Here is a 14,626-nt window from a genome sequence, read left to right on the forward strand (position 1 = left end):
CACCGCTCACTTACTGTAAAGGGAGCGGTTACGGCCTCGCGGTTGCTGTTATCGTTACATAATCTTTATAACGCCCAGCCACTGCACCAGAGACCGATCCCACCTTAAATTGCATTTGTTTTTTATGCCCTGCGGACGGTGGCGATGAAAACGCCATCTTTGCATCAAAAGGGACCGTTCTGCCATCCAAACTTATGGAGTAATGAATTTTTTTACTCTCATTCTTTTCGTGTTGCAAGGCGCCATATTTTGACTCAATAGATAAAGAATAAGACGTATTGGAATTAATGGTCAGATCGAGGCTTTTTGAGCGCCCCGACTTTAGCACCCCTAAATCTAAGGTATTATTATTTAAGGATGTACTCTGTATGTCCATAGACAAATAGGGATAAATTTGTACAAATGATTTAACACGTTTCGACCCTCGACTCGCCCCCTCTAAGTGAAGTGCAATACTGGCAGAATAGGTCCCCGGCGTACTGTGCATTATATCGTCAAATCTCAACTCAAACGTTTGTCTTGAGGCATTTCCCTTGAATGGAATAAACAAGCGTTTATTGTTTAGCCTTGTATAGGCCCTTCCCGACTCATCGGTCACCCTCGCCAATAAAGTACTTTGCTTATGGCGAAAACGTAACTGACCACTCTCTTCTGTTTTTACAACCACCCCTTCAAGGTTGCATTTTTTTAGTGCATCACTAAGTTCAATCACCACCCTAACTTTTGGCGCACTTTGAGGATCGTTAGAATAGGTTTTCTTAGTGGATACCCCCCAACTGCCCGTACATTGCCCCATAGCCCAAGGGGTATACAGAAATATCAATATGCTAATAAATAATCTCATTACTTAACCTCCTGTAAAGTCAAAGGCGATAAATAGATCAAATTGTCTTCACTGTCCTCGATGATCAACTGCCCATGAAACGAAGGAGAACCTATGATAGTGATTGAAAACTCCCCATCGCCCATTCTTTCAATGGCAAATCGCCCCGCCTTGTTAGTAAAAATACTGCGGCTAAGCCCTTGCCCCTCTATCACTCCATTTCTAAGTACTATCGGGTTTCCCGCGGCATCAAGCAAAGAACCAATAACGGTTTTTGTATTATCTGACCCCACCAAAACCGTATGCCCAGTATAAGTCCCTGGGGTGATTTGGTAATATCCTGAACCATAGTCATAACCGATGGGTGCATCCGGAATCACCACATCAAACGAACTAGAAGAGTGCCCACCGTACAAAGGAACGGTATTATTGAGCGCAGCCGTAGCTGTCGCTTCCGGTTCTGAATCTATATACTCATTAATATGCACAGGAACCTTTAGCGAATCATGAATATTGACAATAGCAGCAGGCCCTCGATAGCCTCGGTTCCAAGAAAAGTCACTATCCACCACAGTAAAGCCACTTGAAATACGCCCTGAAACCGTATTGGTTTCAAAGCCACTCTCTCTATCTACAAGACGCTCAACATCCATCTCAGCGGAATATCGATTACCAATATAATCCGCTCGCATCTCATAATCTTCAAAAGCATCACTGTATTCCCCCGCCACTTGGTAACCATAACTGCCTACTGAGTTGTTACTGTACTTGGTAAAACTGGCTCTAGAACGATTGCCCTGACTAAAATATTGAGCCAGTGCTTCATAATCCCCATCATTTGAGTACCAGTCCCATTCCACAATAAAATAAAAATTCGTCTCATTACGCTCTACAACATCAAAACTTTGTAAATATTCAGTGCCAACGGTTATATCAAAGTTATCATAAACCCATTCCACATCGAGTTGAGCGGTGAGTTCATATCGATTAGGCGAACGCAATGAATCAATTTGAAATGAAGGGTTAATATTTAAAGTGCTAGTAAATTGATACGTATAGTCAATAATGGCACTAGAACCGGTAAGCAAATCTTGGGTTGTGTCCCAAGGAACCGACCTATAATCATAAAAGGTCTCTAAACTCACTCGAAAGTTTTCTGCACCGGTACTGACCCCCTCAAAAATTGAACTGGTATAATCTATAGAGGCAATTGCCCCAAAGTTTTCCACATCAGTATAATTTAAAGCGCTGCCCCTAAAACCCACACTTCCACCACCAGCACCTAAACCAAGTGTCACTCCTGCCACTTGACCTAGCGGGTGATAAATACCATTTAATCCAGAGGTAAACCAATCATTAATGCCATATTCATAATAGGACTGAACTATATATTGTTCTTTATCATACTGATATTTCCTGTTTTCTACACTCGATGACACACCAATATAAATGCCATAATCACTATAGCCACTTTTTAATAACCGTGTATTAAAAAACTGGCTGTAAGATATTTGTTCTCTACGACCAGACTGATATCTAATTTCTAGTCTTATGTCATTATTTCCCTGACGTAACGGCAAGTCATCAATACTGTAGCGCCCAGGAGGTAAACGTATATCGCCATAATATGTATCATTAATATAAACCCCTACATTAGCACTCTCGACCAAGTAAATATCTTGCGAACCCCCACTTTGAATATTTCGTGTCGGTTGCAACCTATTCCACAACCGCTCCATGGCAAAACCTCCTAACGTCACTGACGGCAAATGTCCTGTGTTATAGGGTTGAATATCACCAATAGTAAAGCGCAATGGGTAACTTGGTCGGTCAACAAAAGCCCTCACATCACCTCGATAGACATCAATGCTATCCTCTCCAAGACGGTTGCTCGGAGAAACATAAATAGATCCATCTATATTTAGCCCTTTATATCCGCCAATATTAGTCGCGGTTATCCATTCTAAGCGCCAGTTAAGAGGATCAATGTCTTGGTTGCTATCTATATATGTTGATGTAGCATTAAATATATTGTGCCAAGAAAAAAAACCCGATTCACTGTAAATAGGTGACTCATAGGGGATATCGAAACTTAACTGATTTTTCTTAGCATTGTTTTCTGCTAATGATAAATTTAAACTTAAATCTAAATTATCAAATTCAATATTAATCCCTATACTTTTCAGTTCCTCTTGAGTGACTATTTTATTACCAAAGTCCAATAATTTTTGTGATATTTCAGCTGTAATATAATTTCTTAAACGCGACTGTAATTCCGTCGCATTCACACCATTAAATGATGTACCATCCGTTACAATATTCACATCAGAAATAAGTGTTTGTCCGCGATACAATGGAACAGGAAAGGTCCACTCTTTTCCTATCGCAAAAAAGCTTATTAATAATAAGATGACTACTATATGAAATTTCATATAGAAACCAAGAATCAGTTCAAATCAAACTCAACTGCATCGCTATTTTGGAACTGCACTGGCAACTTGTATCTTTTAACCAAATTAGGTATCAAATAAATAGAGTTATTTTCAAATTTTAAATTATTCCAACTCGAACTCTCTGATTTACCATCCTTTGAAAAAGTCAGTTTTGCCTGGCCAATATTCAACACACAGTTGCCTTCATTTTTTAATACTAAGAAATCCCCTTCAACTCTAGAGTTTAACCTAGTCGTACACTCTTCTGATGTAGGTGATACAAACACTACCGTAGAGAAATTGAACAGGAATTTCACCTGTGAATCGCTTTTATCACCATCTGAGGTCTGCAGTTCTTCAAACACGATTCGGTAAGTTTGAGTTGAAGTGACCTGCTCGCCGCCTAAATACCGTACCCGAAAACGCCTCACATTATTTGGCGTAACACTGGCTTGCGGGGGTAAAATTAAAAAGTCTTCATCCGCTGGAGTGATGGTTTCTTCACTGGTATTAGGGTCAATCACAACCCTATAAGCGGACACTTGGACTAATACATTTTTGCTCGAATTATTCGTCACTTGATAGCTCGATTGAGCTTTTGACCCCACATACTCCATTTCTAAATACATAGGCGTTACTTGATAAGCCAAGACATGGCCAACCGATAACAACCAAATACAACACACTCCCAAAATAACCTTCATATTTCCTCCAATGAAATCAAAATGAGGCCAGTACAAAATACTCGCCTCATTAAAGGTTACAGAACATCTACAATTAACGTCGCACTACAAAATACCCGCTACCTCAATTGTTACTGTATCCGAATAATTACCCTCTAAGGCACCAGTTGCATCCACTGTTAACTCAACAGCCACATCTTCAAGAGCATTTGCTTCAGGAATATCTTCTACCAGATCTTTATCCGCTTCCGATGGGGTAAACGAAATAGCCGCCACATCTAAAGTATAATCTAGCAACGCATCTGATTTATCATGCGCTAGACCGCCATTATCTGACGTCATTGTCACCCTAAAGCCTGCTGTCGTATTACAATAAGCACTGACAGAACCAATAGCTAAACCGGACACATTTTTCCCAGATGAGAAGACATCAAGATCATTATCTTGTACTTCAAGCTCACACTCACAAGGGACGTCCCCAGATATTTCTAACGGTAACTCAATTTCACACAACACTGAATCACCTGGATCATCACCCTGATCATCTCCACCACCACCAGGGCCACCACCGTTATGACACATGCGGTGCTTATGACGTTTACCTGCGTCAGCATCGGGTATAATCAACCCAAATAGCGCTAACCCCAACATAGCTGTAAAAAATATATTCTTCATTTTCAATCCCTCGCTTAATGTTCACATTTACCCACGTTGCGAGGAAAGCATAGTGTTGCTTAGGTTTTTTCACGTCACCCTATCTGGTGAGTTAACGGCCATTTAGAGGGTGATTTTTGGGTGAATTTACCGTTTGTTGCACAGCACGAGCAATCAGCTCAGCTTTTGAATGTACATTTATTTTTCTCATCACACTGGAAGCATGGGTTTTTACCGTGTTAACACTCACATTGGCTGACTCTGCAATCTGCGGATTATTCAGCCCTTTCAAGATCATGAGACAAATGTGGCGCTCTTTTGGCGTTAAAGCGTGCTCTAACGCAAAGTCGTCGGCCGCAACATGTGGATCAAACTCATTGGCCACATAGGCTTTGGCTAATTTACTCAGATCTTGCCGGTTGTACCATAACTCACCATTGTTAATGGCCTTCACCGCAGGCGCGAGTTGTTCCAAACAGCACTTCTTCATCACCACCCCAGAAAAACCATTCATGATCCAGTCACCGACTTGAAAGTTTCGTTCATCGACATTAACAGCCAACCAGTCACCATGTTCATGCACAGGATTCACCCCACTTCGAACGGGATTACTCACCGTTTGCGCATCGATGAGATAAATGGAGCGCGATTGACGATTGTTATTGAGACAGAAACAGTCACTCACACTAGTGAAGGCAGAAAATCGAGTTTCGGTGAAATGTTGTTTGAATATAGCAATTGATGCACTAGCAAACTCATCTGAGCGTGTTACCACATATCCACAAGCATATGAAAGAGACATAGTTCCTCCCTAAACGTCTCATCGACAAACGGAAGGAGTCTATTTGAAATAATCAACATGATGAAAAATAAACACAAATAGTGCGTTATTCCAATTCCGTTTGAAGGCACTATAAAGGTAGGACTTTATTGGGGTTATTCAAATTTAATCTAGTTATTTAAAACAGAGACTAACATTGATTAACAACTAAGATATTGATATTAAAAAGGAGTTTTATTTAATGTTTTTTAGAATAAAAAGGTATATATATAATATTTTTTATCACATTCATGCTTTATTTGTAAAAAGACCGAGTTCTATAAACTCGGTCTTTTTAGGCTCGGTATATTATACCCGTCACACTAAATAAGTGATCAGAAATAGCGCAGGAAAAATGCTCGAAAGCACGGCAGAATTTTTCCATAAGTCGTTATTCTACAATCAAAAATTCTAACTCAGTTATCGAGTATTTTAACAAGCTAGAATGACCCGTTATTTAGTACGATTGGGATTAATGAACCGGCGCTTCATTCTTTGCGTAGAATTTACCAAAATACTGCTCAAGCACTTCAGGGGTTAACTCACCCGCTTCTTCTAGTTTTTTCAGCTCGGCGGCAATCTGTTTTTGCTCTTCGATAGAGGGCAATTGTTGCTCAGGCTGGTCTTGCGCCTCTTCAACCATAGCTTCTAGGTCTTTTTCGAAATCACTCACTGTTTATACCTCATATCTAAACTGATGTAAGTTTACTTAGGCTAGATAACAAGGTCAATCCTAAGCAAACGCAAAAAAGCCCCTCTATATTGAGGGGCAAAAGTCCATCGCTTATTATTATAGTTAACTTTGTTTAAAAATAGCGCAGTTAATCAAATGATTAGCCGAAATCGCCATTAACATAACCCTGAGTGCGATCATCTCTTGGGTTACTGAATATCACTTGCGTTTCATCATGTTCAACTAACTCTCCCATTAGGAAGAACGCCGTACGATCAGAAATACGACGCGCTTGTGCCATTGAGTGCGTCACGATAACTATGGTGTAATCTTTCTTAAGATCTTCCATCAACTCTTCAATTTTGTGCGTGGCAATAGGATCCAGTGCTGAGGTAGGCTCATCCATCAAGATCACGTCCGGCTCCATAGCAATAGTCCGCGCAATACATAAACGTTGCTGCTGGCCACCAGACAAACCAAACGCATGGGATTTAAGGCGATCTTTCACTTCATCCCAAAGCGCTGCCCCACGCAGTGACTTCTCAACTACTGAATCAATGTGTTTCTTGTCTTTAATGCCTTGAGCGCGTAGGCCGTAAGCCACGTTCTCGTAAATACTCATAGGGAATGGGTTGGGTTTTTGAAATACCATGCCCACTTTGATACGCAGATCTGCCACATCAATATTGCCGTAAATATCTTGGCCATCCATTTCAACCAAACCGTCAATTTTGACCCCTTCAATCAAGTCATTCATACGGTTCAGACAACGCAATAACGTCGATTTACCACAACCTGATGGACCAATTAACGCCGTTACTTGACGCAGAGGAATAGGCAAGTTAATGCTTTTTAATGCTTTGTTCTCGCCGTAATAAAGATCTAGGTTTTCAATATTAAATTTGTTCATTATTTGTATCTCTTAAATTCTTTAGGTCTATTCGCTGCAATTAGTAAGTGGCTTTATTAAAGCGGCTAGCGATAAGTTTGGTTAGCATATTAATGATCAGAACAACCACAATCAGTACTGTTGCCGTACCGTAGGCTTGGTTCCATTCATCAATCGTAAATAGCTCTGTAGTTAGCTTATATAGGTGCACAGTTAATGTACGACCAGAATCCAATAACGATTCTGGGATACGTGCCACCATACCTGCGGTCAAAAACACAGGTGCTGACTCACCAATAACACGACCGATACTTAAAATAACTGACGTTAAAATGCCTGGCATCGCACTTGGTAAAATCAAGCGCCAAATGGTGTAGATTCTTGAAGAACCTAAAGCATACGAACCTTCACGGAAAGTTTGAGGTACCGCCATAAGTGCTTCTTCCGTTGCACGGATAATCACTGGCAGAATCAAAATACTTAACGTGAGAGCACCCGACAGGATAGAGAAACCTAACCCAAGGATGGTCACAAAGAAGGTCATACCAAACAGACCAAAGATAATAGACGGGATACCCGCCAATGATTCGGTACAAAAACGAATCACTTTAACGAACTTGCTGCCTACTTTTGCATACTCAGTAAGGTAGATAGCCGTCATAATTCCCAATGGTGCAGCAATGGATATGGAGGCAATAACCATATAAATTGTTGAAACGATCATTGGGAAGATGCCCTGAGAATCCCCTGTACGCGTGTAGTCACCCGTCACGAAATCCCAGTTCACAAATTGCAGGCCATTGGACAAAATGTACCAGATAATCCAGAACAAAAAGCCGACGGTTAAACCAGCAGATAGCCATACAAATGCACTAAGCATATGATCTTTACGCTGGCGAGATTGTTTGAGTTTTACTGTATCCATGGTGATTATCTCGCTTTTTGACGGTTAAGGTACAACAGTGCACCGTTTAACATCATGATGAAGACCAGAAGTACAACACCGGTTGCATACAAGGCGTTGGCGTGAATGCCACTGGCATAGGACATTTCGATAGCGATATTGGCGGTTAATGTACGCGCGGCATCAAGCAAACCCTCTGGCATGGCTGGAGCATTACCCATAACCATGATAATCGCCATTGTTTCACCTAATGCACGCCCAATACCCAAAATAACGCCCGTCATAATGCCCGAACGCGCCGCAGGTACGAGAAGCTTGAAGATGGTGTAAATTTTTGAAGCGCCAAGGGCTAAAGAGCCTTCTTTATAGGTGCGAGGCACCGCGCGAATAGACGTTTCTGATACCGTAATTACCGTTGGCAAGATCATCACACCTAGCACGATAATACCGGCTAAAATGGTGTTACCCGCAGGGACATTAAAAATGTTTTGAATTAGCGGAACAATAATAACCAGACCAAAGAAGCCATACACTACAGATGGGATCCCCGCTAGTAGCTCGATGGCAGGGCGGATAATATTCGCCACACGTTTTGGCGCGATTTCGGCAATAAATATCGCGGTGAGTACGCCAACTGGAACGCCGAACATAACCGCGCCTAAAGTGGAGACTAATGAGGCCACTATCATTGTTGCCACACCATATAATGCAGGTGGCAGCCAATTTTGCCCCATAACAATACCGCTCACACCGGCTACTTGAAAGGCAGGGATACTCTCTTTAACGATGAAGTAAGCGATAATGGCAAGAGAAACAATGCCAATAACTGCACTGGACAAGAACAATCCGTGAAAGATCCGCTCTCTCCAGTCAACGCCACGGGCTTCTCTTAATGAAGAAGAAGCAAAAGCCGAAGCTTGAACATTTTCATTTTTCATTGAAAAATTCACTATTAATTTGCGATGGTAAATCTAAATACGCACGAAACCCAAAGGCAGATACAAAAATGTACAGCTGTGGGGTGCGAGTAAAAGCTCAGCCTTTGCAGGCTGAGCAAAATTTCAATCTTTTGTATTAGTTAGCTGAGATGTAGCCTTTGCTTGAAACCAACTTCTGAGCAGGAGCAGACTGCATCCACTCTAGGAACTTTTTCGTTTCAGCTGACGTTTGTGCGTCTTTGTACAGTACTAGGAAAGGACGAGCCACTTTGTAAGTACCGTTTTGAACGTTGGCTACAGAAGCGGCTGCATTATCAATCGCCACTGCATTAACTGTGCTATCCACAGTACCTAGAGAGATGTAACCAATTGCGTATGGGTTAGAAGCCACTTGAGTTTTCAGTGCGCCGTTACCGTTAGCCACTTGTGCACGTTGAGAGATAGCCGATACTGTGACATCGTTAATCTTCATTTTAAGGCCCATGATGTCTTCAAATGCGCCACGAGTACCAGACGCAGTGTCACGAGTAACTGTAACGATTGGCTTGTTTTCGCCACCCACTTGTTTCCAGTTTGAGATTTCGCCCTTGTAAATCCCTTTAACTTGCTCAGACGTTAGGTTGTTTACAGCGTTTGCTGGGTTAACAACAACAGCGATACCGTCAAGAGCAATCGTCAGCTCTTTCAGTGCTGGCTCTTTTTCAGAATCTTTAAGGTTACGAGAAGACATGCCTAGGTTTGCTGTACCGCTTTTAGCCGCACGTACACCTGCTGAAGAACCAGGGCCTTGCACTTCAATAAATACGTTGTTGTTCGACTTCATGTAAGTTTCAGAGAAAACTTCCATCAGTGGAGTGACACTGCTTGAACCAACAGCAGAGATTGTCTCTTTAGCTACAGCTGGAGTCATTGATAGTGCGCCTACAAGTGCTACTGCACCGATTACTGTCTTTTTCATCTGTTTGTCCTTAATGGGGATCAGTTTCACGACATTCATATTGTCGCGGGTTTGTTTAATCGACGAGGGACACTTTAAGGGTGTTGCATGACACTTATGTTTCAGTTCTTTGAAAGGTAAATGACAATTTTAACGCCCTTTGCCCCCTCTTATTGCTCGTTCACGCAGGTAGGCTACGAGGTTGCTGAACGATAAATAATCAGTATCAATGACCCCATATTACGCAAAGAAAACGAGGCGAGATTAACTTAAATTCAATATAAACAATGAGTTACTTATGTGACGGGCCATTTAAACAAAAGAAAGGCAAAGAATAAAAATCAGACAGACAGTTGCTTTTCTAAACAACGCTTGTTGATGAAAGGCAGTAGAAGGAGCGGGAATTGGTATTATGACACGCTAATAATTCACCTAAAAAAAAAGCGAAGCACTATGGCTTCGCTCATTACAATCACAATAAATTAATCTTCATTGTCCACTTTAGGTGGCGTTTTCTTTTTAGGTATAAAGACAGCATCTCCCACAGCCACGTTGGTATGGAAGGTTTTATCTCGTTTAACGGGTTTCTTAGCCACTTTTTTAGGGGCGGTAGATGGGTTCACTTTTTTGCCCGCTTTACCGCGGAATGCCGGTTTCTTCGGTTTAAGGCCTTTAAACTTACCTTTCAAACCTTCCAGCACATCAAATGACAGCTCTTGTTGTAAGAAGCTTTCCACACGCTTAAAGCTATCCCAATCTTTAGGGCCTACCAGTGACAATGCTGTACCTTTATTACCCGCACGGCCAGTACGGCCCACACGGTGCACGTATTCCTCGGTATGCTTTGGCATATCAAAGTTAATCACGTGAGACACATTAGCAATATCGATACCACGAGAGGCGATATCCGTGGTCACTAAAATTTTAAATACGGTACGCTCAAACTGGCTCATAATCGTATTGCGCTGAGTTTGCGTTAAGCCACCACTTAATGCGACAGCTTTAAGGCTCTTTTTATTCAGCTCTGCCGTTAAACGCTCAGTATCCGAACGCGTCGCCGTGAATATCATGATCTGATTGTACTCAGCATCATCAATGATGCGATGCAACAACGCTTCTTTATGATCTAAGTGATCACACAAATAAAACTTCTGCTCAATATCAGTGTGATGGGCATTGCCACTGTCTATGGAGATACGTTTTGGATTGTTTAGCATTTCCATCGCCATATCATGCACTTCAGCGTGATCGAGTGTCGCAGAAAACATTAGAGTTTGGCGACGACGATGTTTGGCAAGGCTATGAATTCGACGAAGCTCAGGAGCAAAACCAAGATCAAGCATTCTATCGGCTTCATCTAGCACTAAAGTGTCTAGGCCATCAAGAAACAGTGAGCGGTGCTCCAGATGATCGGCCAAACGTCCCGGTGTTGCCACGATAAAACGCGGGTATTTACGCAGTGCTTTCACCTGATCGTTAAAGTTTTCTCCCCCAACAATCAAGGTTGCTGTATAGGAAAGACCGCCCAACATAGTACGCAATTCATTATAAACTTGGCGGGCCAACTCTCGTGTTGGAGCAAGGATAACACCACGGGGGTCTTTAGCCGAGAACGCTTTGTTTTTCAGCGCTTTATGCAGCATAGGCAACACAAAGGCTAAGGTTTTGCCTGAACCAGTTTTAGACGATGCCAGTAAATCTTTACCCGCAAGCGCGACAGGAATAGCCTGTTGCTGAATTTCGGTCGCACTCTTAAATGAGTAGTGATCCAAATTCTTCATTAAACGATTGTCTAAGCCTAATTCTCTAAACTTCAAAGTGCTCTCCTAAGTAGGGGGTAGTCCGCTTCCTATTCAAGAGTAGATAATAAGAAACGCGCTATATAAAAATCTGGCTCATAATACCCTACTTGACGATTTAGATCACAAAATATCCTGTGATTCGACACTAAATAGCGCACAAATTGTTGGCAATTGACTAATTTTTATAAATTATTCGAACATATTTTATTCTACGTCTACACTATTTATGCCAGCAGAAATAAGTGGCATTACTAAAAAAAATCAGGGAGTTCGTATGAATAATAAATTTTTACTCGCAGCAGGGGTTAGCTCGGTTTTATTATTAGCTGGTTGTGCCTCAGGTCCAGATGAAGAAACAACCGCTAAAATGGCCGATACCGATGCTAGAGTATCGAAACTAGAGCAAGACTTAGCCGCACTTAAAGCGGAACATGAAAAAGACTCTGCGGATAACAAAGCCACCGCGATGGCCGCTAAAGAGGCAGCAATGGCAGCACAAGACGAATCGGCTCGTGCTAACGAACGCCTAGATAATGTCGCACAATCGTACACAAAATAGTCTTACTATCATTAATCACAGTACTTAAAATAAAAAACCAGCATTTGAACATGCTGGTTTTTTAATTTTGCATCATCCTATCAATAACACCTTCATCACTTATCCTGCGCTATTTCTGATCACTTATTTAGAGCGATGGGTATAACTGCCGTCGTAAACCAAAGTAGGCATACCCGTTTGTATTTGTATCACCGCATTCACTCGAGCACTGGCCTGTTGATAACTATCTAACCAAACCTGCAACTCTAACGGCCAATCAAACGTTTGCTTCATGCCGTTTTTTGCGGTCAATGGTTCATGAGACTCCACAAAAACACTTTGATCCGGTTCCACGGCTATTTTCACCGGCTGATTGACAATTTGCACTCTTGTTCCTCGTTGCACTTGCTTAAACAACCACTCTATGTCTCCCGGCTCCATCCTTATGCAGCCACTACTCACCCTTAAACCAATACCAAATTCTTTATTAGTGCCATGAATTAAATACTGTCCCGCCCCATAACGTAAGCGTAACGCATACTCCCCAAGAGGGTTATCCGGTCCTGCGGGGACTTTTTCTGGCAATTCAATGCCCTGCTCCTCATACGCCATACGTATTGACTGTGGCGGTGTCCATGTCGGGCCTTCTATTCGTGAACTGATTGAGGTAATCATTTGTGGGGTTTCACGCCCAATACGCCCTATCCCCACCGGAAACACATGTACATGTTGCCCATCAGGATCAAAATAATATAAGCGTAATTCAGCTAGGTTTATCACAATGCCGTCACGCTTAGCCGTTGGCAGAATAAAACGGGTAGGAATGGTTAATACTTCGCCATCATCAGGCAAGAAAGGATCAACCCCCCTATTGGCGGCAATTAAGCTCAGTAGTCCCACATCATAACGCTTAGCCAACAAGGCAAAGGTTTCCCCTTTTTGCACTTGGTGACGCTGTAATCGACCAGCCACTTGACTGCCATCAGTAGGCAATAAAAACGTCGCCGCCCAGGCACTCTGCGCTAGACACAGGCTCAACAATACCGCAATGTAACAAACCCATTTAACTCCCACGATCCTTAGCTTCCTTATACATGCGCAAAGCCTTTACCCTTTGCTGTTTATGCTCAACTATAGGGTTAGGATAGTTCAAACTGGCAAAATCAGCCCACAACCAAGGGCAATGAATATATTTTCTGGGCACCGGGTTCAACTCCGGGAGCCAACGCTTAACAAAATCTCCCTGTGGATCAAATTTTTGCCCTTGGGTCACTGGATTAAAAATGCGAAAGTAAGGCTGGGCATCACACCCCGTGGAAGCGGCCCATTGCCAACCGCCATTATTAGCAGCAAAATCCCCATCCACTAGCTTACTCATAAAGTAGGCTTCTCCCTTACGCCAGTCGAGCAATAAATCCTTAGTGAAAAAACTGGCCACCACCATACGTAAGCGGTTGTGCATCCAACCCGTTTGATTTAATTGCCTCATGGCTGCATCCACCAGCGGATAGCCTGTTTTACCTTGTTGCCATAGCTCAAAATGTTGTGGGTTTCCCAACCATTGCAGGTGCTTACCCCAAGGCACAAAACAAGCCCCTTGGCACAACTTTGGCTCAAAATAAATGAGATGTTGGTAAAACTCTCGCCATATCAACTCATTTAGCCAAGTTTGTTGTCCTTGGTTGAGTTGATGCACATCTTGCCCATCTAACAAACTGGCTATACATTGCCTAGCCGAAAGCATGCCTAAGGATAAATAGGCCGACAATTGGCTGGTTCCCTGCAGCGCTGGAAAATCTCTATGGTGCTGATAATCCTGTGCCTTGCTCCCAGTAAAGGCTCGTAACTGCTCGAGGATGGCCTTACTGGTCGAGTGCCAATATGGTGTGACTTTCTTGGCTCCCTCGGTTGGGTAATAGGCAGATAGGTCAATGGACACCTCTACATCATCAAATAAATCATTGCTTGGTAATGGTTTGGGCTGGGCTACCGCTATAAAAAGACGATTAAAACTCTTTAACCAAGTATTTTTAAACGGTGTAAACACTTTAAAATAGAGCCCCTTTTGATTGAGCACCTGACCGGGTGACTGCACACATTTATCCGCAAACACACAAAATTCAACCCCCAGTGTTTGGGTAATGCTCATCACCGCTTTATCACGATTTAGCTCATTAATTTCATACTCTTGATTGGCAAAAACATGCCCTATGTTATAGCGCTTACATAACCGCGCTATTATGTCAGGGCACAGCTTATAAGACTCGGCCACCTCAATACGTAATGAGATGCGCAATGCCTGAAACTCAGAAGATAATGCCTGTAACCTGCGCTCGATTAGCTGGGCCTGTATTGGCGAAAGCCCGTGTTGATGCCATTGTTCTGGGGTAACAATAAACAGCGCCATCAAGCCTTGTGCCCCCTCACTTTCTTGGCAAGTGGCGTTAATAGCAGCAATCAACGCGGTGTTATCTATGGTGCGTAAATCTCTACGTAACCAAAGTAAACTTCTCATGCCCTCTCCCTTTATTAC

The 14,626-nt window shown here is 42.4% G+C and carries 14 protein-coding genes; 1 reads left to right on the forward strand and 13 read right to left on the reverse strand.

Going from position 1 to position 14,626, the window contains the following annotated elements:
- Positions 1-28: 28 nt before the first annotated feature.
- The 11 genes from OCU56_RS15150 to OCU56_RS15200 all read right to left on the reverse strand — a co-directional run bounded on the left by OCU56_RS15150 (position 29) and on the right by OCU56_RS15200 (position 11,570).
- Positions 29-844 carry a hypothetical protein gene (locus OCU56_RS15150; protein WP_261875554.1) on the reverse strand — a complete coding sequence of 272 codons (816 nt, stop codon included), beginning with the start codon at positions 842-844 and terminating at the stop codon, positions 29-31.
- Entirely contained in the window at positions 844-3,255 is a 2,412-nt protein-coding gene (locus OCU56_RS15155; RefSeq protein WP_261875555.1) for a hypothetical protein, read from the reverse strand. Before OCU56_RS15155 ends, OCU56_RS15150 begins: the two co-directional genes overlap by 1 nt.
- Before the next feature lie 14 nt (positions 3,256-3,269).
- Complete coding sequence (locus OCU56_RS15160) at positions 3,270-3,959, reverse strand: fimbrial biogenesis chaperone (protein ID WP_261875556.1); 690 nt, start codon at positions 3,957-3,959, stop codon at positions 3,270-3,272.
- Positions 3,960-4,043: 84 nt separating this feature from the next.
- Positions 4,044-4,613 (reverse strand): hypothetical protein, encoded by a 570-nt coding sequence (locus OCU56_RS15165; RefSeq protein WP_261875557.1) that lies wholly within the window; start codon positions 4,611-4,613, stop codon positions 4,044-4,046.
- Positions 4,614-4,704: 91 nt separating this feature from the next.
- A complete protein-coding gene (locus tag OCU56_RS15170) occupies positions 4,705-5,394 on the reverse strand; it encodes a helix-turn-helix transcriptional regulator (protein WP_261875558.1) in 690 nt (229 codons plus the stop codon).
- A 490-nt stretch (positions 5,395-5,884) separates the two neighbouring features.
- A complete protein-coding gene (locus OCU56_RS15175; RefSeq protein WP_261875559.1) occupies positions 5,885-6,085 on the reverse strand; it encodes a restriction endonuclease subunit S in 201 nt (66 codons plus the stop codon).
- Positions 6,086-6,245: 160 nt separating this feature from the next.
- Positions 6,246-6,995, reverse strand: a complete 750-nt coding sequence (pstB, locus tag OCU56_RS15180) for a phosphate ABC transporter ATP-binding protein PstB (protein WP_261875560.1) — start codon at positions 6,993-6,995, stop codon at positions 6,246-6,248.
- Positions 6,996-7,035: 40 nt separating this feature from the next.
- Positions 7,036-7,899, reverse strand: coding sequence for a phosphate ABC transporter permease PstA (gene pstA, locus OCU56_RS15185; RefSeq protein ID WP_261875561.1), 864 nt, complete (start codon positions 7,897-7,899; stop codon positions 7,036-7,038).
- A 5-nt stretch (positions 7,900-7,904) separates the two neighbouring features.
- A complete protein-coding gene (pstC, locus tag OCU56_RS15190) occupies positions 7,905-8,816 on the reverse strand; it encodes a phosphate ABC transporter permease subunit PstC (RefSeq protein ID WP_261875562.1) in 912 nt (303 codons plus the stop codon).
- A 136-nt stretch (positions 8,817-8,952) separates the two neighbouring features.
- Positions 8,953-9,774, reverse strand: coding sequence for a phosphate ABC transporter substrate-binding protein (locus OCU56_RS15195; RefSeq protein ID WP_261875563.1), 822 nt, complete (start codon positions 9,772-9,774; stop codon positions 8,953-8,955).
- 461 nt (positions 9,775-10,235) lie between these two features.
- Positions 10,236-11,570, reverse strand: coding sequence for a DEAD/DEAH box helicase (locus tag OCU56_RS15200; RefSeq protein ID WP_261875564.1), 1,335 nt, complete (start codon positions 11,568-11,570; stop codon positions 10,236-10,238).
- Between the two features lie 259 nt (positions 11,571-11,829).
- On the opposite strand from OCU56_RS15200, the gene OCU56_RS15205 reads away from it, so the two are divergent.
- Positions 11,830-12,114: an Lpp/OprI family alanine-zipper lipoprotein gene (locus tag OCU56_RS15205; protein ID WP_261875565.1), complete on the forward strand. Its 285-nt coding sequence runs from the start codon at positions 11,830-11,832 to the stop codon at positions 12,112-12,114.
- Positions 12,115-12,237: 123 nt separating this feature from the next.
- On the opposite strand, the gene OCU56_RS15210 is transcribed toward OCU56_RS15205, so the two are convergent.
- Both OCU56_RS15210 and phrB read right to left on the reverse strand, forming a co-directional pair.
- On the reverse strand, positions 12,238-13,167 hold the full coding sequence (locus tag OCU56_RS15210; RefSeq protein ID WP_261875566.1) for a L,D-transpeptidase family protein: 930 nt from the start codon (positions 13,165-13,167) through the stop codon (positions 12,238-12,240).
- The gene (gene phrB / locus OCU56_RS15215; RefSeq protein ID WP_261875567.1) at positions 13,157-14,608 is read right to left on the reverse strand and encodes a deoxyribodipyrimidine photo-lyase; all 1,452 of its coding nucleotides are present in this window, start codon (positions 14,606-14,608) and stop codon (positions 13,157-13,159) included. The genes OCU56_RS15210 and phrB overlap by 11 nt, the downstream gene beginning before the upstream one ends.
- Between the last annotated feature and the right edge of the window lie 18 nt (positions 14,609-14,626).

This window comes from Vibrio rarus (genome assembly GCF_024347075.1).
GTDB lineage: Bacteria > Pseudomonadota > Gammaproteobacteria > Enterobacterales > Vibrionaceae > Vibrio > Vibrio rarus.

Excerpts from the sequence above, each read along its gene's own strand:
- pstC (WP_261875562.1), bottom strand. The coding sequence starts at position 8,816 with ATGAAAAATGAAAATGTTCAAGCTTCGGCTTTTGCTTCTTCTTCATTA.
- OCU56_RS15170 (WP_261875558.1), bottom strand. The coding sequence starts at position 5,394 with ATGTCTCTTTCATATGCTTGTGGATATGTGGTAACACGCTCAGATGAG.
- OCU56_RS15205 (WP_261875565.1), top strand. The coding sequence starts at position 11,830 with ATGAATAATAAATTTTTACTCGCAGCAGGGGTTAGCTCGGTTTTATTA.
- pstB (WP_261875560.1), bottom strand. The coding sequence starts at position 6,995 with ATGAACAAATTTAATATTGAAAACCTAGATCTTTATTACGGCGAGAAC.
- OCU56_RS15150 (WP_261875554.1), bottom strand. The coding sequence starts at position 844 with ATGAGATTATTTATTAGCATATTGATATTTCTGTATACCCCTTGGGCT.
- phrB (WP_261875567.1), bottom strand. The coding sequence starts at position 14,608 with ATGAGAAGTTTACTTTGGTTACGTAGAGATTTACGCACCATAGATAAC.
- pstA (WP_261875561.1), bottom strand. The coding sequence starts at position 7,899 with ATGGATACAGTAAAACTCAAACAATCTCGCCAGCGTAAAGATCATATG.
- OCU56_RS15155 (WP_261875555.1), bottom strand. The coding sequence starts at position 3,255 with ATGAAATTTCATATAGTAGTCATCTTATTATTAATAAGCTTTTTTGCG.
- OCU56_RS15195 (WP_261875563.1), bottom strand. The coding sequence starts at position 9,774 with ATGAAAAAGACAGTAATCGGTGCAGTAGCACTTGTAGGCGCACTATCA.
- OCU56_RS15165 (WP_261875557.1), bottom strand. The coding sequence starts at position 4,613 with ATGAAGAATATATTTTTTACAGCTATGTTGGGGTTAGCGCTATTTGGG.
- OCU56_RS15160 (WP_261875556.1), bottom strand. The coding sequence starts at position 3,959 with ATGAAGGTTATTTTGGGAGTGTGTTGTATTTGGTTGTTATCGGTTGGC.